This is a genomic window from Streptomyces sp. SD31 (genome assembly GCF_052068475.1).
Classification (GTDB): domain Bacteria; phylum Actinomycetota; class Actinomycetes; order Streptomycetales; family Streptomycetaceae; genus Streptomyces.
In genome coordinates this window covers 264,501-282,291 of the sequence record NZ_JBQHCX010000015.1, presented here as the reverse complement: position 1 = coordinate 282,291, position 17,791 = coordinate 264,501, and the positions used below count along the sequence as shown (strand labels likewise).

The window sequence follows — 17,791 nt, the reverse complement described above, 5'->3', positions numbered from 1 at the left end:
GAAGCACCGCAAGGTGTGGAGGTGACCGGTACTAATAGGCCGAGGGCTTGTCCTCAGTTGCTCGCGTCCACTGTGTTGGTTCTGAAACCACGAACAGCCCCATGTCCGGTCACGGCATGGTGCGGCTGGACAGTTTCATAGTGTTTCGGTGGTTATAGCGTGAGGGAAACGCCCGGTTACATTCCGAACCCGGAAGCTAAGCCTTACAGCGCCGATGGTACTGCAGGGGGGACCCTGTGGGAGAGTAGGACGCCGCCGAACTCCTTTTAACGGGTTGGACCCGGAACTTCGGTTCCGGGTCCAACCCTTTTTTGTTGTGCGTCACCTGAAGTTCACGTACCGCAACCACCATCCCCCATATGGGTACTGCTGCAATGCTCAGGGCCGCCGGCATAGGAGTCGGCGACGAGGTTGTCGTACCGGCCTTCGGGAACGTCGAAGTCGCCGAGGCTGTGGTCCTGGCCGGGGCGCTGCCGGTGTTCGCCGACATAGATCCGGTGACGTACTGCCTGGACGCCATGGCTGTCGACGTGGTCGTCACCCCGCGGACGGCGGCTGTCGTCGCCGTTCATCGCTTCGGTCGGTCGGCCGATATCGCGCGGTTGCACGAGCTCGGGCAGCGGCATGGGCTGTTGGTGTTGGAGCAGGGTGAGTCCGAGGCTCCGTACGACGAGATCGCTCAGCGCAGGCAGCGGGCCTCGTATCTGGATGCGAAGTTGAAGGGTGTGCAGACGCCCGATGGTGGCGACGGGCACACCTACCAACAATATGTCGTGCGGGTGCCTGGGAACGGGCGTCCGGATCGCGATGCCTTCGCTCGAGCCGTGCGAGCCAGGGGAGTTGAGTGCCGGGTGCCGGTGAAGACCCCCGTGCATCGGCTGCCCGAGTTCCGCAGGTGTGTGTCTCTGCCGGAGACCGAGCGAGCCGCTGATGAAACGTTGGCTCTGCCTGTCGACGCCTCACTGACGAAGCGGGACATGCACCGGATCGTGTCGGCCTGCAATGCGCTCGGAGGACTCCTCCAGCCCGCCTTCTGACGAGTTTGGGAGCACGGGTGTGTTCGGGGTATGATCTATTCCGTTGCCGCGAGGGAAACTTCGCAAAAGGTGACAGGCCCCTATAGCTCAGTCGGCAGAGCGTCTCCATGGTAAGGAGAAGGTCAACGGTTCGATTCCGTTTGGGGGCTCCAGACAGAAGGCCCCGCCCACTGGGCGGGGCCTTTCTCATGCCCTCCGAGTGCCCTGGCTCAGTCCTTGTGGATGCCCGGCACGCGCATTGCCAGGATGGCCATGTCGTCGGACGGGGCGTCGGATGCGAAGCGTTCGACCGCGCGCATGATGCGGGCCGCCACCGCGCCCGCCGTCAGGCCGGTGCAGGTGGTGAGGACGTCGGTGAGGCCGTCGTCGCCCAGCATGCGGCTGCCTTCGCGGCGTTCGGTGACGCCGTCCGTGACGCATAGGAGGACGTCGCCCGGATCGAGGGTGACCGTCTGCTCGTAGAGCTCCAGGTCCTCCATGACGCCGAGGAGTGGCTGGGGTTCGGCAGCCGGCTCGACGGTGCCGTCCTGGCGCAGGCGGAGGGGAAGCGGGTGGCCTGCGCAGACCACCTTCAGTTCCGCGCTGCCGTCCTCCTGCGGCCTCAACTCGCCGTAGAGGAGGGTCAGGAAGCGGCTGCGGGCGCCCTCGTCGAGGATCGCGGAGTTCAGGCGCTCCAGGACCGCGGGGCCGCTGAGGCCCTCGCGTGCGAGGAGCCGGAGTGCGTGCCGGGCCAGGCCCGTCACCGCGGCGGCGTTCGGGCCCGTACCGCAGACGTCGCCGATGGCGAAGCCGTAGGCGCCGTCGCTGATCGGGAAGAGGTCGTAGAAGTCGCCGCCGACCTCGTTGCCCTCGCCGGCCGCGCGGTAGATGACCTCGACCTCGACGCCGTCGATCTCGGGGAGCTCGGGTGGCAGGAGGCTGCGCTGGAGGGACTGGCTGATGGCCGTGCGCTCGGAGTAGAGGCGGGCGTTGTCGAGGGCCAGGGCGGCTCGGCGGCTCAAGTCCTCGGCCAGTTCCAGGATTTCCTGGCGGAAGTGTTCGTCGGTCGGTTTGCCGAGGGTCAGCATGCCGATGACTCGGTTGCGGGCCACCAACGGGAGGACCACCGTCTCGCCGCCCACCGCGGACGCGGTGGCCAGGGTGGGGCCGATGCCCGCGCTGATGCGGCCGACCGGCTCTCCCAGGCCCAGGCTGCGCATGGAGGTGCGCAGGGCTGCCTGGTGGGCCGACTGGGCGGGAGCCGACCAGACGCGGGCGCCGGGGGTGGGGACCGGGTCCGGTGGGGCGATCTTCGACAGCAACGACTTAATGCCGTCGATGAGCTCCTCGTCCTCGTGCAGGACGTACGACAGGTACGGCTCCGAGGCCTGGTCGGCGATCGTGTAGACCGCGCACCAGGTGGCCAGGGTCGGGACCGTCATCTGGGCCATCAGGGCCAGGGTCTGGTCGCGGTCCAGGGTGCCGGCCAGGAGGTCGGAGGCCTCGACGAGGAAGCTGAGTGAGCCTCGGCGCAGGCGTTCCAGTTCGCCCAGGCGGGCCGACTCCACGGCCAACGCGATGCGGTCGGCGGCGAACTGCAGGCGCAGCGCCTCTTCGTTGGAGTATCTGGCAGGGGCCTCGGCGGCGACGCCGAGCGAGCCGGTGAGGCGGCCCTCGACCTTCAGGGGCACCGTGACGACCGAGCGCATGCCGGTGCCGTTCAGCAGTGGTACGGCGCCGGGGACCATGGTGAGGTCCTCGTGGACCGCCGGCATGCGGGCGGAGCCGTAGCGGCCGGGACCCGCTTCGACGGGCACGCGCGCGAAGCGCTGGCGTGCGGAGGGCAGGCCGGTCGAGGCGCGGACCTCCAGCTCCGTCTCGTCGTCGGTCGCCAGGAGCAGGAACGCGGAGTCGCCGTCGAGCATGTCGCGGGCGCGTTCCACCGTGCGCTGGAGGAGCCCGTCGAGGTCGTCCGGGGCCGGGGAACCGATGAACACCTCGAAGGGGTCGGTGCTCTGGCCCTCGGAGGTGGTGGACGTGTCGGAGGCCGGCACGCGCAACGGGGTCTGCAGGACGGCGCGTTCGTGGTCCCGGACCAGGAGGCAGACCGTGGAGGGTTCGCCGTCCGTGTCCCGGACGCGGAGGTGGGAGGCGTACACCGGTGTGACGCGGCCGTTGGCGCCCCTTATGCCGTAGCTGCCTTCCCAGCGGGAGAGTTGGAGCGCCTCCGCGATGCCGGTGCTGGTGCCCGGCGTGTGCGGCCAGGCCGCGAGGTCGGTCAACGGCTTGCCGGTGACCTGCTCGGCCGCATAGCCGAAGAGATCCTCCGCGTCCTCGTTCCAGGACGAGATGGCGCCCGTACGGTCGATCTGGACCACCGCGACGCGGACGCGGCCGTCGGCGAGGGGCAGGAGGTCGGAGGGGAGCGACGGGCCGGCCGCGCGGGTGCCCACCGGGCGTTCGGGGAGGTCGAGTTGGAACCAGACCTGCTTGTGCGTGGGCGTGTACTCGACGCCCCAGCAGGCGGCCAGGGCTGCGCACAGCTGGAGGCCGCGGCCGCCCTCGCGGTCGGGGCTGCCCATGTTGACGGGCGAGCCCTGGAGGGGGATCTCGCGCTCCGGGTACCGGTCGGCCACTTCGATCCGTACGCCATCGTCACTGCGCAGACACAGCACGTCCGCGGACGTGCCCGCGTGGACGACGGCGTTCGTCACCAGCTCGCTGGTGAGGACCACGGCGTCGTCGACGATGTCTGCGAAGCCCCAGCCCTGGAGTGTGTCGCGGACGAAGGAGCGGGCGCTCGCGACTGATCGCCCGACGGGATCGAAGGTTGCTGCCGCGCGCGCGGTGATCACAGAACTCCTCGTCCGGTTGTCGACGTGCAGGGCTCCGCGGCCGACCGGGTCGCGCCGCTGGTGCGGCATGTGCGCGCCCGTCGGCCGGTCCGGGGATGGTCCCCCCGGGATCAGTCCGGTGGTCATGTCCGGCTGCCCCTCCGATGCCCGCTCGTGATCCTCCTGCCACCGCCCAGGCCGGACGGACCGGCGCGGCTGGACAGCCGCATGCAAGGTTACTTACCTTCGACGGCCATGCGGATGCCGGTCTGCAGTGTTTCCGTCCGGACGGTGTGCGGACGATGTGCGAAGCTGCCGAACTGTTATGGCCGGGTTCAGGCAGGGTGAAACACTGGGCAAGCTTCTTGTGAAGGTCCGGGCAGGCTGAGTGTCATTCGCGTTCTGCGGGCAGCAGCACGTGGTGTGGCCTGGTATATCCGGCAGGAATGCCCAGCAGTAACGGGTACGCCGAGCGGTAGAACCCGAACACAGCAGTAACGGTCGACCCCTGCGGGAGGGACACAGTGGAGTCTGGCGCAGCGACGCGGGGCACTAAGACGCGCGCGAAAGGCGGACAGTCCCTGAAGAACGAGCGCAAGCCGCGCAACGGGACCACCGCGGTGGATACGGCTGCCCTGAACCGGCTGCTGGCGGCCCTGGTGTCGATGCGCGACGGGAACTTCCGGAAGCGGCTCACGGTGTCCGGGGACGGCGTGATGTCCGAGATTGCCGCGGTTTTCAATGAGGTGGCCGACCGCAATCTCCACTTGACGGGTGAGTTGGCGCGGGTGCGGCGCATGGTGGGCCGTGAGGGCAAGCTCACGGAACGGCTGGAGACGGGTGCCTGTGAGGGCTCGTGGGCGGCCGCCGTCGACAACTCCAACGCCCTGGTCGACGACCTCGTACGGCCCGTCTCCGAGGTCGGCCGGGTGCTGTCCGCGGTGGCCGAGGGCGATCTGTCGCCGCGCATGGAGCTGCGAACGCAGGCGCCGGACGGGGCCGGGCATCCGTTGCGGGGTGAGTTCCTCAAGGTCGGGCGGACTGTAAACAACCTTGTCGATCAGTTGTCGACGTTCACCGACGAGGTCACGCGGGTGGCCAGTGAAGTGGGCACCGAGGGCAAGCTCGGCGGGCAGGCACGCGTGCGTGGCATGTCGGGTTCGTGGAAGGACCTCACGGACTCCGTCAACACGATGGCGTACCGGCTGACTGCCCAGGTGAGGGATATCGCGCTGGTGACCACGGCGGTCGCCAAGGGCGATCTGTCCCGGAAGGTCACGGTTCATGTGGCCGGCGAGATGCTGGAGCTCAAGAACACCGTCAACACGATGGTGGACCAGCTGTCGTCCTTCTCCTCCGAGGTGACGCGAGTCGCGCGCGAGGTGGGCACCGAGGGTGAGCTCGGCGGGCAGGCGCAGGTGCCGGGTGTGGCCGGTGTGTGGAAGGACCTCACCGATTCGGTGAACCTCATGGCCGGCAACCTGACGGCGCAGGTGCGAGGGATCGCACAGGTGACCACCGCGGTCGCCAGCGGTGACCTGTCGCAGAAGGTGACCGTGTCGGCACGTGGCGAGGTCGCGCAGCTCGCGGACACGATCAACCAGATGACCGAGACGCTGCGGATCTTCGCGGACGAGGTCACTCGTGTGGCCAACGAGGTGGGTGCGGCCGGCCAGCTGGGCGGTCAGGCGAATGTGCCGGGCGCGGCCGGTACCTGGAAGGACCTGACGGACTCCGTCAACACGGTGTTCCGTAATCTCACCATTCAGGTGAGGGACATCGCCGCTGTGACCACGGCCGTGGCCAATGGTGATCTCTCCCAGAAGGTCACGGTGAACGTGGCCGGCGAGATGCTCGAGCTGAAGAACACCGTCAACGGCATGGTCGATCAGCTGTCGTCCTTCGGTTCCGAAGTCACCCGTGTCGCGCGTGAGGTGGGTGTCGAGGGTGAGCTCGGTGGGCAGGCGCAGGTGCCGGGGGCCGCGGGGACGTGGAAGGACCTGACGGACTCCGTCAACACCGCGTTCCGGAATCTCACCGGACAGGTGAGGAACATCGCCCAGGTCACGACTGCGGTGGCCAACGGTGATCTGTCGCAGAAGGTCACCGTCGACGTCTCCGGCGAGATGCTCCAGCTGAAGAACACCGTGAACACGATGGTGGACCAGCTGTCGAGCTTCGCCGACCAGGTGACGCGCATGGCCCGGGACGTGGGTACGGAGGGCCGGCTGGGCGGTCAGGCGGTCGTACCGGGGGTGGCCGGTACGTGGAAGGAGCTCACCGACTCCGTCAATGGAATGGCAGGAAACCTTACCGCCCAGGTGCGGAATATCGCGCAGGTCACCACTGCGGTGGCGCGCGGTGACCTGTCCCAGAAGATCGACGTCGACGCGCGCGGCGAGATCCTGGAGCTGAAGAACACCATCAACACGATGGTCGACCAGCTCTCCGGCTTCGCCGACCAGGTGACCCGGGTCGCGCGCGAGGTGGGTACCGAGGGCCGGCTGGGCGGTCAGGCGCAGGTGCCCGGCGTCGCCGGTGTGTGGCGGGACCTGACCGACTCCGTGAACGGAATGGCAGGAAACCTGACTGCCCAGGTGCGCAACATCGCCCAGGTCGCCACGGCGGTCGCCCGGGGTGACCTGTCGCAGAAGATCACCGTGGACGCGCGCGGCGAGATCCTGGAGCTCAAGAACACGCTGAACACGATGGTGGACCAGCTGTCGTCGTTCGCGGAGGAGGTCACCAGGGTCGCCCGTGAGGTGGGTACGGAGGGCCAGCTCGGCGGTCAGGCCGAGGTGCAGGGCGTCTCCGGAACCTGGAAGGACCTCACCCAGTCCGTGAACTTCATGGCGAACAACCTGACCATCCAGGTGCGTCAGATCGCCGAGGTCACGACCGCGGTCGCCAAGGGTGACCTGTCGAAGAAGATCACCGTTGATGCCAAGGGCGAGATCCTCGAGCTCGTCACGACCGTCAACACGATGGTCGACCAGCTCTCCAGCTTCGCCGAGCAGGTGACCCGGGTGGCCCGCGAGGTGGGTACCGAGGGCATCCTGGGCGGCCAGGCGCACGTGCCCGGTGTCACGGGCATCTGGAAGGACCTCAGCGGCAACGTCAACCTGATGGCCAAGAACCTGACCATGCAGGTGCGGAACATCTCCCAGGTCGCGGCGGCCGTCGCCAACGGTGACCTGACGAGGACGGTGACGATCGAGGCGCGCGGTGAGGTCGCGCAGCTCGCCGACACGTTCAACACGATGGTGAAGACGCTGAGTTCGTTCGCCGACCAGGTCACCAAGGTGGCCCGCGAGGTGGGCACGGACGGCATCCTCGGTGGTCAGGCGCATGTGCCGGGTGTGGCGGGCACGTGGAAGGACCTCACCGAGTCCGTGAACCAGATGGCGTCCAACCTGACCGGTCAGGTGCGCAACATCGCCCTGGTCACCACCGCCATCGCCAAGGGCGACCTGTCCAAGAAGATCGACATCGACGCTCGCGGCGAGATCCTCGAGCTCAAGACGACGATCAACACCATGGTCGACCAGCTGTCGTCCTTCGCCGAGGAGGTCACCCGAGTCGCCCGCGAGGTGGGCACGGAAGGACAGCTCGGCGGCCAGGCACGCGTGCGTGACGTCGACGGCACCTGGCGCGACCTCACCGAGTCCGTGAACGAAATGGCAGGAAACCTTACTCGGCAGGTGCGAGCCATCGCGCGCGTGGCGACCGCGGTGACCCGAGGCGATCTGAACCTGAAGATCGACGTCGACGCGTCCGGCGAGATCCAGGAGCTCCAGGACTACATCAACAAGATGATCGCCAACCTGCGTGACACCACGATCGCCAACAAGGAGCAGGACTGGCTCAAGGGCAACCTCGCCCGGATCTCCGCGCTGATGCAGGGCCGCCGCGACCTGGAGGACGTGGCCTCGCTGATCATGAGCGAGCTGACGCCGGTGGTGACCGCGCAGCACGGCGCGTTCTTCGTCGCGATGCCACTCCTCGACGGCAAGGACATGAGCGCCGAGGCCGAGGACCAGTACGAGCTGCGGATGCTCGGTTCGTACGGCTACTCGATGGGCTCCATGCCGACGTCCTTCCGGCCGGGTGAGGCGCTCATCGGGACGGCCGCCGAGGAGAAGCGCACGATCCTGGTCGAGAACGCGCCCAGCGGCTACCTGAAGATCTCCTCCGGGCTCGGCGAGGCCCCGCCCGCGCAGGTGATCGTCCTTCCGGTGCTGTTCGAGGGCAAGGTGCTCGGCGTGATCGAGCTGGCGTCCTTCACGCCGTTCACGCAGATCCAGAAGGACTTCCTCAACCAGATCGCCGAGATGATCGCGACCAGCGTCAACACCATCTCCGTCAACACCAAGACCGAGGTGCTGCTGAAGCAGTCGCAGGAGCTGACCGAGCAACTCCGGGAGCGGTCGGAAGAGTTGGAGAACCGGCAGAAGGCGCTCCAGGCGTCCAACGCCGAACTGGAGGAGAAGGCCGAGCTGCTGGCCCAGCAGAACCGTGACATCGAAGTGAAGAACACCGAGATCGAGGAGGCGCGGCAGGTCCTGGAGGAGCGCGCCGAGCAGCTCGCGGTCTCCATGCGCTACAAGAGCGAGTTCCTCGCCAACATGTCGCACGAGCTGCGCACGCCGCTCAACTCGCTGCTGATCCTGGCCAAGCTGCTCGCCGACAACGCCGAGGGCAACCTCTCGCCGAAGCAGGTCGAGTTCGCCGAGACCATCCACGGCGCCGGCTCCGACCTGCTCCAGCTGATCAACGACATCCTCGACCTGTCGAAGGTCGAGGCGGGCAAGATGGACGTCTCCCCGACGCGTATCGCGCTCGTCCAGCTCGTCGACTACGTGGAGGCCACCTTCCGGCCGCTGACCGCGGAGAAGGGCCTGGACCTGTCCGTACGGGTCTCGCCGGAGCTGCCCGCCACACTGCACACCGACGAGCAGCGGCTCCTGCAGGTGCTGCGCAATCTGCTGTCCAACGCGGTGAAGTTCACCGACTCCGGATCGGTCGAGCTGGTCATCCGGCCGGCCAGCGCGGACGTACCGATGAAGATCCGGGAGCAGTTGCTGGAGGCCGGTTCGCTGACCGAAGCGGACGCGCCGCTGATCGCGTTCTCCGTGACCGACACCGGTATCGGGATCGCGGCCAGCAAGATGCGGGTGATCTTCGAGGCGTTCAAGCAGGCGGACGGCACGACCAGCCGCAAGTACGGCGGTACGGGGCTGGGGCTGTCCATCTCGCGGGAGATCGCGCAGCTGCTCGGCGGGGAGATCCACGCGCAGAGCGAGCCGGGACGTGGTTCGACGTTCACGCTGTATTTGCCGCTGCACCCGAGCGAACTGCCGCCGCACGGCTACCAGCAGCAGCTGCCGGCCCTCGACGCCGGCGACCTGGTGGCATCGGCGGCCGAGCTGGCGGAGCTGTCCGACGTGGAGATCGAGACGCCGGCCGAGGTGAGGTCGTACCGGGAGACGCAGAACGGCGCCGCCGCGCTCTTCAGGCGTCGCCGCCGGGCCGCGACCGAGCTGGAACAGCGCCCGGCGCAGCAGGAGCAGTGGTCGGCAGCCGAGCAGGACGCGGCGCCGCAGTCGCGCCGGGGCATCCGGTTCGGCGGCGAGAAGGTGCTGATCGTCGATGACGACATCCGCAACGTCTTCGCGTTGACCAGCGTCCTCGAGCAGCACGGCCTGTCCGTGCTGTACGCCGAGAACGGCCGTGAGGGCATTGAGGTCCTGGAGCAGCACGACGACGTGGCGGTCGTCCTGATGGACATCATGATGCCTGAGATGGACGGGTACGCGACGACCACGGCGATCCGCAGGATGCCGCAGTTCGCCGGGCTCCCGATCATCGCGCTGACCGCCAAGGCGATGAAGGGCGACCGGGAGAAAGCGATCGAGTCGGGCGCTTCCGACTACGTGACGAAGCCGGTCGATCCCGATCATCTGCTGGCGGTGATGGATCAGTGGATGAGGGAACAGTGACAGGAACGAACAGTGTTCACACGGAGTTGCTGACTCAGTGTGCTCGAAGCCGTGTAGAAGTGCGGGATTGGGGGAACCTTCTGGTCTCCCGCTGCGTTTCTGCTACGTGCACAGTGACATCGCGGTGACAGGGTGTGGCGACAGGCGGGGTGCGGCTACCATGACCGGCACGAGGGCGGGCGGCGTAAGGGAGTCGTCCCCTGGGGCGGAGCCCGGTGCACTGCCGGGGCGAGGAGGGCGGGCCATGGTGCAGAAGGCCAAGATCCTCCTGGTCGATGACCGGCCGGAGAATCTGCTTGCGCTGGAGGCGATCCTCTCTGCGCTCGATCAGACCCTGGTGCGGGCATCGTCCGGGGAGGAAGCGCTCAAAGCACTGCTGACGGACGACTTCGCGGTCATTCTGCTGGACGTCCAGATGCCGGGAATGGACGGTTTCGAAACCGCGGCGCACATCAAGCGGCGGGAACGGACCCGGGACATCCCGATCATCTTCCTCACCGCGATCAACCACGGCCCGCATCACACCTTCCGCGGCTACGCGGCGGGCGCGGTGGACTACATCTCCAAGCCGTTCGACCCGTGGGTGCTGCGGGCGAAGGTCTCGGTGTTCGTCGAGCTGTACATGAAGAACTGCCAGCTGCGTGAGCAGGCGGCACTGCTGCGGCTCCAGTTGGAGGGCGGCGGCAAGGCCGCAGGCGGGGACGCGAAGGAGCCGGCGGGCCTGCTCGCCGAGCTGTCGGCGCGGCTCGCCGCGGTCGAGGAGCAGGCCGAGGCGTTGTCCAAGCAACTTGACGACGAGTCGGCGGACGCGGCGGCGGTGGCCACCGCGGCGCATCTCGAACGCAAACTCACGGGACTGCGGCGGGCACTCGACGCGCTGGAGCCCGGTACCGGGAGCGCGTCCTCGGTGCCCTCGCAGAACTGACGTCGGGGTGGCGTGCGTTGGCGGGCGAGCGGCGCCGAGTCGCCCTGGGCCTTACCGGTCGGTGAACCGGCGTCAGTTCACCGCCTCCACAAGCGCGACACGAACGGGTGAAGCAGTGGGCACACGTGTCCACTGTCTCCTCCACCGGTAACCTCACACCCATGGCCTCACGTCCCTCCGCAGCCAAGAAGCCGCCCGCGAAGAAGGCGGCCGCTTCCGCGAAGGCTCCGGCGAAGAAGGCCGCTGCCAAGAAAGCCCCCGCGAAGAAGGCGCCGGCCAAGAAGGCCGCGGCGAAGAAAGCCGTGCCCGCGCCCAAGCCGGCACCGAACCCCACCGGGGGCATCTACCGGCTCGTGCGCGCCGTCTGGCTCGGGCTGGCGCACGCGGTCGGCGCGGTGTTCCGGGGCATAGGGCAGGGTGCGAAGAACCTTGACCCCGCCCATCGCAAGGACGGCATCGCGCTGCTGCTCCTCGGGCTCGGCCTGATCGTCGCGGCCGGTACCTGGTCCAATCTGCGCGGCCCCGTCGGCGACCTCGTCGAGATCATCGTGACCGGCGCGTTCGGCCGGCTCGACCTGCTCGTGCCGATCCTGCTCGCGGTCATCGCCGTACGGTTCATCCGGCACCCCGAGAAGCCCGAGGCCAACGGCCGTATCGTCATCGGCCTGTCCGCGCTCGTCATCGGCGTGCTCGGCCAGGTCCATATCGCCGTCGGCTCGCCCGCCCGCAGCGACGGCATGCAGGCCATAAGGGACGCGGGCGGGCTCATCGGCTGGGGCGCGGCGACCCCGCTGACGTACACCATGGGCGAGGTCCTCGCCGTACCGCTGCTCGTGCTGCTCACGATCTTCGGGCTGCTGGTCGTCACGGCCACCCCGGTGAACGCCATCCCGCAGCGGCTGCGGCTGTTGGGCGTCAAGCTGGGGATCCTGCCCGACCCCGACGAGGACGACGAGTACCCCGAGGACGAGCAGCGCTACGACGACCAGTGGCGCGAGGCGCTGCCCGCGGCGCGCGGCCGCAGGCGTACTCCGGCCCCCGAGGCGTACGACCCCGACGGCGCCGAACAGGAGGCCCTCTCGCGGCGTCGCGGCCGTCCGAGGCGCTCCGCGGTGCCGCAGCCCGAGATGGACCGTCCCATGGACGCTGTGGACGTCGCGGCGGCAGCCGCTGCCGCGCTCGACGGCGCCGTCATGCACGGGATGCCGCCCTCGCCGATCGTCGCCGACCTCACCCAGGGCGTGAGCGTGGGCGACCGCGCGGAGACCACCCCGGTGCCGACGCCCGTCCCCGCTGCGCGGCCCAAGCAGGAGAAGCTCCCGAAGACCGAGGTTCCGGATCTCACCAAGTCCGAGGTCCCGGACCTCACCAAGGCGGCACCCGACGAGACGCGGGACCTGCCGCCGCGTGCCGAACAGCTCCAGCTGTCCGGCGACATCACCTACTCGCTCCCGTCGCTCGACCTCCTCGAGCGCGGCGGTCCCGGCAAGACGCGCAGTGCCGCCAACGACGCCATCGTCGAGTCGCTGACCACCGTCTTCACCGAGTTCAAGGTCGACGCCCGCGTCACCGGTTTCACGCGCGGGCCGACGGTCACGCGCTACGAGGTCGAGCTCGGGCCCGCCGTGAAGGTCGAGCGGATCACCGCGCTGACGAAGAACATCGCGTACGCGGTCGCCAGCCCGGACGTGCGGATCATCAGCCCGATCCCCGGCAAGTCCGCGGTCGGCATCGAGATCCCCAACACCGACCGCGAGATGGTCAATCTCGGTGACGTGCTGCGCCTCGCGGCCGCCGCCGAGGACGACCACCCGATGCTGGTCGCGCTCGGCAAGGACGTCGAGGGCGGCTACGTGATGGCCAACCTCGCGAAGATGCCGCATGTGCTGGTTGCCGGTGCGACCGGTTCCGGTAAGTCGTCGTGCATTAACTGCTTGATCACTTCGGTCATGGTGCGGGCGACCCCGGAGGACGTCCGCATGGTGCTGGTCGACCCCAAGCGCGTCGAGCTCACCGCGTACGAGGGCATCCCGCACCTGATCACGCCGATCATCACCAACCCGAAGCGGGCCGCCGAGGCGCTCCAGTGGGTCGTACGGGAGATGGACCTTCGCTACGACGACCTGGCGGCGTACGGCTACCGGCACATCGACGACTTCAACGAGGCCGTCCGCAACGGCAAGGTGAAGGCGCCGGAGGGCAGCGAGCGCGAGCTCCAGCCGTACCCGTACCTGCTGGTGATCGTCGACGAGCTCGCCGACCTGATGATGGTCGCCCCGCGCGACGTCGAGGACGCGATCGTGCGCATCACGCAGCTCGCGCGCGCGGCCGGCATCCACCTGGTGCTCGCCACGCAGCGGCCGTCGGTCGATGTCGTCACCGGTCTCATCAAGGCGAACGTCCCCTCACGGCTGGCGTTCGCCACCTCGTCGCTCGCGGACTCGCGCGTCATCCTCGACCAGCCCGGTGCCGAGAAGCTGATCGGCAAGGGCGACGGACTGTTCCTGCCGATGGGCGCCAACAAGCCCACACGTATGCAGGGCGCGTTCGTGACCGAAGAGGAGGTCGCGGCGGTCGTCCAGCACTGCAAGGACCAGATGGCGCCCGTCTTCCGGGACGACGTCACCGTGGGCACCAAGCAGAAGAAGGAGATCGACGAGGAGATCGGCGACGACCTCGATCTGTTGTGCCAGGCGGCCGAACTGGTGGTCTCCACGCAGTTCGGGTCGACGTCCATGCTGCAGCGCAAGCTGCGTGTCGGGTTCGCCAAGGCGGGGCGGCTGATGGACCTCATGGAGTCGCGGAACATCGTCGGACCGAGCGAGGGCTCCAAGGCTCGTGACGTTCTTGTGAAACCTGACGAGCTGGACGGCGTGCTCGCGGTGATCCGCGGGGAGGCTTAAAGGGAGTCCGGGGCGGAAACGGGACACAGCGGTCGCCTTGCGAACGGGTGGGTGATGGGTCGATGTTCGATTGTGACTCACCCGTAAGGGATCATTGAGCAACCGTTCCCCTTCGGCGTACGTCAAGTTGAGGGAAGCGCGACAATCTCGTACCTCGTCATCGGCGTGTCCGGCCATTCCGATGGCGTACAAAGTCCTACCGCCCGGTTGCCCCACCCTTTCGTACCCCCCATAGACTGAACCTCCAGCACAGGTGGCTTAAACGCTCGAAAGGCGCCCCCGTGTCCATCGGCAACTCCCCTGAAGACGAGCGTCCGTTCGAAGACGTGTCCGACGAAGCCCGCCCCTCGATCGGCCATGCCCTCCGGCAGGCACGCATCGACGCAGGGCTGACCGTCGACGACGTCAGTAGCGCCACCCGGGTCCGCATCGCCATCGTGCATGCCATCGAGGCGGACAACTTCGCTGCCTGCGGCGGCGACGTGTACGCCCGAGGCCACATCAGGACCCTGGCCAAGGCCGTTCACCTCGATCCGGCCCCGCTTCTCGCCCAGTACGACGCCTCGCACGGCGGGCGACCGGCGCCGACGCCGGCGGCCCCCCTGTTCGAGGCGGAGCGCATTCGCCCCGAGCGGCGCGGGCCCAACTGGACCGCCGCCATGGTCGCCGCGATCGTCGCCGTGATCGGGTTCGTCGGGTTCACGGCGTTCAAGGGCGGTGACGGCGGCAGGTCGTCGGTCGCCGAAGGCGGCTCGACCCCGACGGCCGACAAGATCACGCCCACTCCGAAGACCGACAAGCCCAAGGACCCGAAGCCGTCGGACAGCGCCATCGCCGCCGTCCCGCAGGACAAGGTGACCGTCCAGGTCAGCGCCCCCGACGGAAAGAGCTGGATCTCGGCCAAGGACCACAACGGCAAGCTGCTCTTCGACGGCCTCCTCAAGCAGGGCGACTCCAAGATCTTCCAGGACAGCGAGAAGATCAACCTGGTCCTCGGTGACGCGGGCGCGATCGACCTCTACGTCAACGGCAAGAAGATCGAGGACGACTGGCAGCCGGGCGCCGTGGAGCGCCTTGCCTACACGAAGGGCGACCCGCAGGCCGGATAAGTCAGGCCGAAGGGTTGAGCTGTGGACGGGGTTGGCCAAGATCGGCCAACCCCGTCGACGTGGGGTGTCAGTGAGACAAAGTAGTCTTGAGCCCATGCCTGAACGCCGTACCGTCGCACTCGTCACTCTTGGCTGCGCCCGTAACGAGGTGGACTCGGAGGAGCTCGCAGGCCGCTTGGAGGCGGACGGCTGGGACCTCGTGGAGGACGCCGGGGACGCGGATGTCGCCGTCGTCAACACGTGCGGCTTCGTCGACGCCGCCAAGAAGGACTCCGTGGATGCCCTCCTGGAGGCCAACGATCTCAAGGGCCATGGGAGAACCCAGGCCGTCGTGGCGGTGGGCTGCATGGCCGAGCGGTACGGCAAGGAACTCGCCGAGGCCCTCCCCGAGGCCGACGGCGTGCTCGGCTTCGACGACTACGCGAACATCTCGGACCGCCTGCAGACCATCCTGAACGGCGGCATCCACGCCTCCCACACCCCGCGCGACCGGCGCAAGCTGCTGCCGATCAGCCCGGCCGAGCGGCAGGAGTCCGCTGCAGACGTCGCGCTCCCGGGGCACGCGCCCGTCGACCTTCCGGAAGGGCTCGCTCCGGCCTCCGGCCCCCGTGCGCCCCTGCGCCGCCGCCTCGACGGTGCTCCGGTCGCCTCGGTGAAGCTCGCCTCCGGATGCGATCGGCGTTGCTCCTTCTGCGCCATCCCGTCCTTCCGCGGCTCCTTCATCTCGCGCCGCCCGAGCGATGTCCTGAACGAGACGCGCTGGCTCGCCGAGCAGGGCGTCAAGGAGATCATGCTGGTCTCCGAGAACAACACGTCCTACGGCAAGGACCTGGGCGACATCCGCCTGCTGGAGTCCCTCCTGCCGGAGCTGGCGGAGGTCGACGGCATCGAGCGTGTCCGCGTCAGCTACCTCCAGCCGGCCGAGATGCGGCCCGGCCTCATCGAGGTGCTGACCTCGACGCCGAAGATCGCCCCGTACTTCGACCTGTCCTTCCAGCACTCCGCGCCCGACGTGCTGCGCGCGATGCGCCGCTTCGGGGACACCGACCGGTTCCTGGAGCTGCTCGACACGATCCGCAGCAAGGCCCCCCAGGCCGGCGTGCGGTCCAACTTCATCGTCGGCTTCCCCGGCGAGACCGAGGCCGACCTGGCCGAGCTGGAGCGGTTCCTGAACGGCGCCCGCCTGGACGCCATCGGAGTCTTCGGCTACTCCGACGAGGAGGGCACGGAGGCGGCGACGTACGAGAACAAGCTCGACGAGGACGTCGTCGCCGAGCGGCTGGCCCGGGTCTCCCGGCTGGCCGAGGAGCTCGTCTCGCAGCGGGCCGAGGAGCGCGTCGGGGAGACGGTGCACGTGCTCGTCGAGTCGGTGGGCTCCGAGGACTCCGCGGAGGGCGCGTACGGCCGTGGAGCGCACCAGGCGCCGGAGACGGACGGCCAGGTGCTGCTCACGAGCGGCGAAGGGCTGAGCATCGGTCGTATGGTCGAGGCGAAGGTGGTCGGTACGGAAGGTGTCGACCTGGTGGCCGAGCCGCTGCAGGGCACGCTCGCGTGTAGTGAGGAGGCGGGCAGATGACCGGAGTTCCGGCGTCGGCCGCGGGTGGCTCCTCGCAGGCGGGCGCGGCGGGCAAGGCCAGTGCGGTGGGTTCGTCCAAGGCCGCCGGTTCGAACAGGGCCGCCGGCTCGAAGACCGGCGGCGCCGAAGCCGGTGTCCCGGGCGGTGCGAAGCCCGCACGCGGCGGGAAGATCGCGGCCGCGGCCGTCAACCAGGCCAGCGTCTGGAACATCGCCAACCTCCTGACCATGCTCCGGCTGGTCCTCGTGCCCGCGTTCGTCGCACTGATGCTGGCCGACGGCGGATACGACCCGGCGTGGCGCTCGCTCGCCTGGGCGGCCTTCGCCATCGCCATGATCACCGACCTGTTCGACGGTCATCTGGCCCGGGCGTACGACCTCGTCACCGACTTCGGGAAGATCGCCGATCCCATCGCCGACAAGGCGATCATGGGTGCGGCGCTGATCTGTCTGTCCGCACTGGGCGATCTGCCGTGGTGGGTGACGGGCGTCATCCTCGGCCGGGAACTCGGGATCACGCTGCTGCGTTTCATCGTTATCCGGTACGGCGTCATCCCCGCGAGCCGCGGCGGCAAGCTCAAGACCCTCACGCAGGGCGTGGCCGTCGGGATGTACATCCTGGCGCTGACGGGGTGGCTGGCCACCCTGCGGTGGTGGGTGATGGCTGCGGCGGTCGTTCTGACCGTGGTGACCGGGCTCGACTATGTGAGACAAGCCATTGTGCTGCGCAGGCGGGGAATCGCCGAGCGCAAGGCTGCGTTGGAGGAGACGGAAGCGTGAGTTCCCCGGCCGCCGACGTCGTGCGACTACTCACAGTGAAGGGTGAGACGCTCGCTGTCGCCGAGTCGCTGACCGGCGGACTGGTTGCGGCGGAGATCACAGCTGTCCCTGGAGCCTCCCAGGCATTCCGGGGGTCGGTGACCACCTACGCCACCGAGCTGAAGCATCGGCTGCTCGACGTCGACGTCACCTTGCTGGAGCAACACGGGGCGGTGAATCCGCAGGTCGCGGCCGAGATGGCGGCGGGCGTACGGAAGGCGCTGGGGTCCGACTGGGGCATCGCGACGACCGGCGTCGCGGGGCCCGAGGCGCAGGACGGACAGCCCGTAGGGACGGTTTTCGTGGCCGTGGACGGACCCGTCCGCCCTGCTTCCGGTTCCGCCGGTGGCGGAAAAGTGGAGGCCCTGCGGTTGAACGGCGACCGCGCGGAAATTCGTATGGAGAGTGTACGGAGCGTACTCGCACTGCTCCTGAAGGAGCTTGCGAGCGAACACACTGGGAATGAGCGGGCACAGGATACGGAACGGAACGGGGGGTTTTGATGTTTGCAGCCCTTAGTGAACACGACATCGCTCCCCGCACGGCCGCGGCGCAAGGCGGTACGGTGGGGCGTGAAGGATGCGGCTACGCGGTCCGAGGAGGGAGCCACC

At 68.3% G+C, this 17,791-nt stretch carries 9 protein-coding genes, 1 tRNA gene and 1 rRNA gene; 10 read left to right on the top strand and 1 reads right to left on the bottom strand.

The window, feature by feature from the left end; genetic code table 11:
- The first annotated feature begins 144 nt into the window (after positions 1-144).
- The 3 genes from rrf (at position 145) to ACTMVF_RS30210 (ending at position 1,189) form a co-directional block, all read left to right on the top strand.
- A 5S ribosomal RNA gene (gene rrf / locus ACTMVF_RS30220) occupies positions 145-261 on the top strand.
- 113 nt (positions 262-374) lie between these two features.
- Complete coding sequence (locus tag ACTMVF_RS30215; protein ID WP_441274271.1) at positions 375-1,037, top strand: DegT/DnrJ/EryC1/StrS family aminotransferase; 663 nt, start codon at positions 375-377, stop codon at positions 1,035-1,037.
- Positions 1,038-1,113: 76 nt separating this feature from the next.
- A tRNA-Thr gene (locus ACTMVF_RS30210) sits at positions 1,114-1,189 on the top strand.
- Positions 1,190-1,246: 57 nt separating this feature from the next.
- Here the strand turns inward: ACTMVF_RS30210 and ACTMVF_RS30205 are convergent.
- Entirely contained in the window at positions 1,247-3,997 is a 2,751-nt protein-coding gene (locus tag ACTMVF_RS30205; RefSeq protein WP_441274256.1) for a SpoIIE family protein phosphatase, read from the bottom strand.
- A gap of 377 nt (positions 3,998-4,374) precedes the next feature.
- Here ACTMVF_RS30205 and ACTMVF_RS30200 point away from each other — a divergent pair, with 377 nt between their 5' ends.
- From ACTMVF_RS30200 to ACTMVF_RS30170, 7 genes are all read left to right on the top strand, one after another.
- Positions 4,375-9,849 (top strand): HAMP domain-containing protein, encoded by a 5,475-nt coding sequence (locus ACTMVF_RS30200; RefSeq protein WP_441274255.1) that lies wholly within the window; start codon positions 4,375-4,377, stop codon positions 9,847-9,849.
- Positions 9,850-10,093: 244 nt separating this feature from the next.
- Positions 10,094-10,774, top strand: a complete 681-nt coding sequence (locus ACTMVF_RS30195) for a response regulator (protein ID WP_062700248.1) — start codon at positions 10,094-10,096, stop codon at positions 10,772-10,774.
- 161 nt (positions 10,775-10,935) lie between these two features.
- A complete protein-coding gene (locus ACTMVF_RS30190; protein ID WP_441274254.1) occupies positions 10,936-13,677 on the top strand; it encodes a DNA translocase FtsK in 2,742 nt (913 codons plus the stop codon).
- A 281-nt stretch (positions 13,678-13,958) separates the two neighbouring features.
- Complete coding sequence (locus tag ACTMVF_RS30185) at positions 13,959-14,786, top strand: helix-turn-helix domain-containing protein (protein ID WP_441274253.1); 828 nt, start codon at positions 13,959-13,961, stop codon at positions 14,784-14,786.
- A 94-nt stretch (positions 14,787-14,880) separates the two neighbouring features.
- Positions 14,881-16,362, top strand: a complete 1,482-nt coding sequence (gene rimO / locus ACTMVF_RS30180) for a 30S ribosomal protein S12 methylthiotransferase RimO (RefSeq protein ID WP_441274252.1) — start codon at positions 14,881-14,883, stop codon at positions 16,360-16,362.
- Entirely contained in the window at positions 16,359-17,141 is a 783-nt protein-coding gene (pgsA, locus tag ACTMVF_RS30175; RefSeq protein ID WP_441274251.1) for a CDP-diacylglycerol--glycerol-3-phosphate 3-phosphatidyltransferase, read from the top strand. The genes rimO and pgsA overlap by 4 nt, the downstream gene beginning before the upstream one ends.
- Positions 17,138-17,683 (top strand): CinA family protein, encoded by a 546-nt coding sequence (locus ACTMVF_RS30170; RefSeq protein ID WP_441274250.1) that lies wholly within the window; start codon positions 17,138-17,140, stop codon positions 17,681-17,683. Before pgsA ends, ACTMVF_RS30170 begins: the two co-directional genes overlap by 4 nt.
- Positions 17,684-17,791: the final 108 nt, after the last annotated feature.

What these genes read in the sequence shown, in the direction of transcription:
- ACTMVF_RS30215 (WP_441274271.1), top strand. Translation starts at nt 375, where the DNA reads ATGCTCAGGGCCGCCGGCATAGGAGTCGGCGACGAGGTTGTCGTACCG.
- ACTMVF_RS30205 (WP_441274256.1), bottom strand. Translation starts at nt 3,997, where the DNA reads ATGACCACCGGACTGATCCCGGGGGGACCATCCCCGGACCGGCCGACG.
- ACTMVF_RS30195 (WP_062700248.1), top strand. Translation starts at nt 10,094, where the DNA reads ATGGTGCAGAAGGCCAAGATCCTCCTGGTCGATGACCGGCCGGAGAAT.
- ACTMVF_RS30190 (WP_441274254.1), top strand. Translation starts at nt 10,936, where the DNA reads ATGGCCTCACGTCCCTCCGCAGCCAAGAAGCCGCCCGCGAAGAAGGCG.
- rimO (WP_441274252.1), top strand. Translation starts at nt 14,881, where the DNA reads ATGCCTGAACGCCGTACCGTCGCACTCGTCACTCTTGGCTGCGCCCGT.
- pgsA (WP_441274251.1), top strand. Translation starts at nt 16,359, where the DNA reads ATGACCGGAGTTCCGGCGTCGGCCGCGGGTGGCTCCTCGCAGGCGGGC.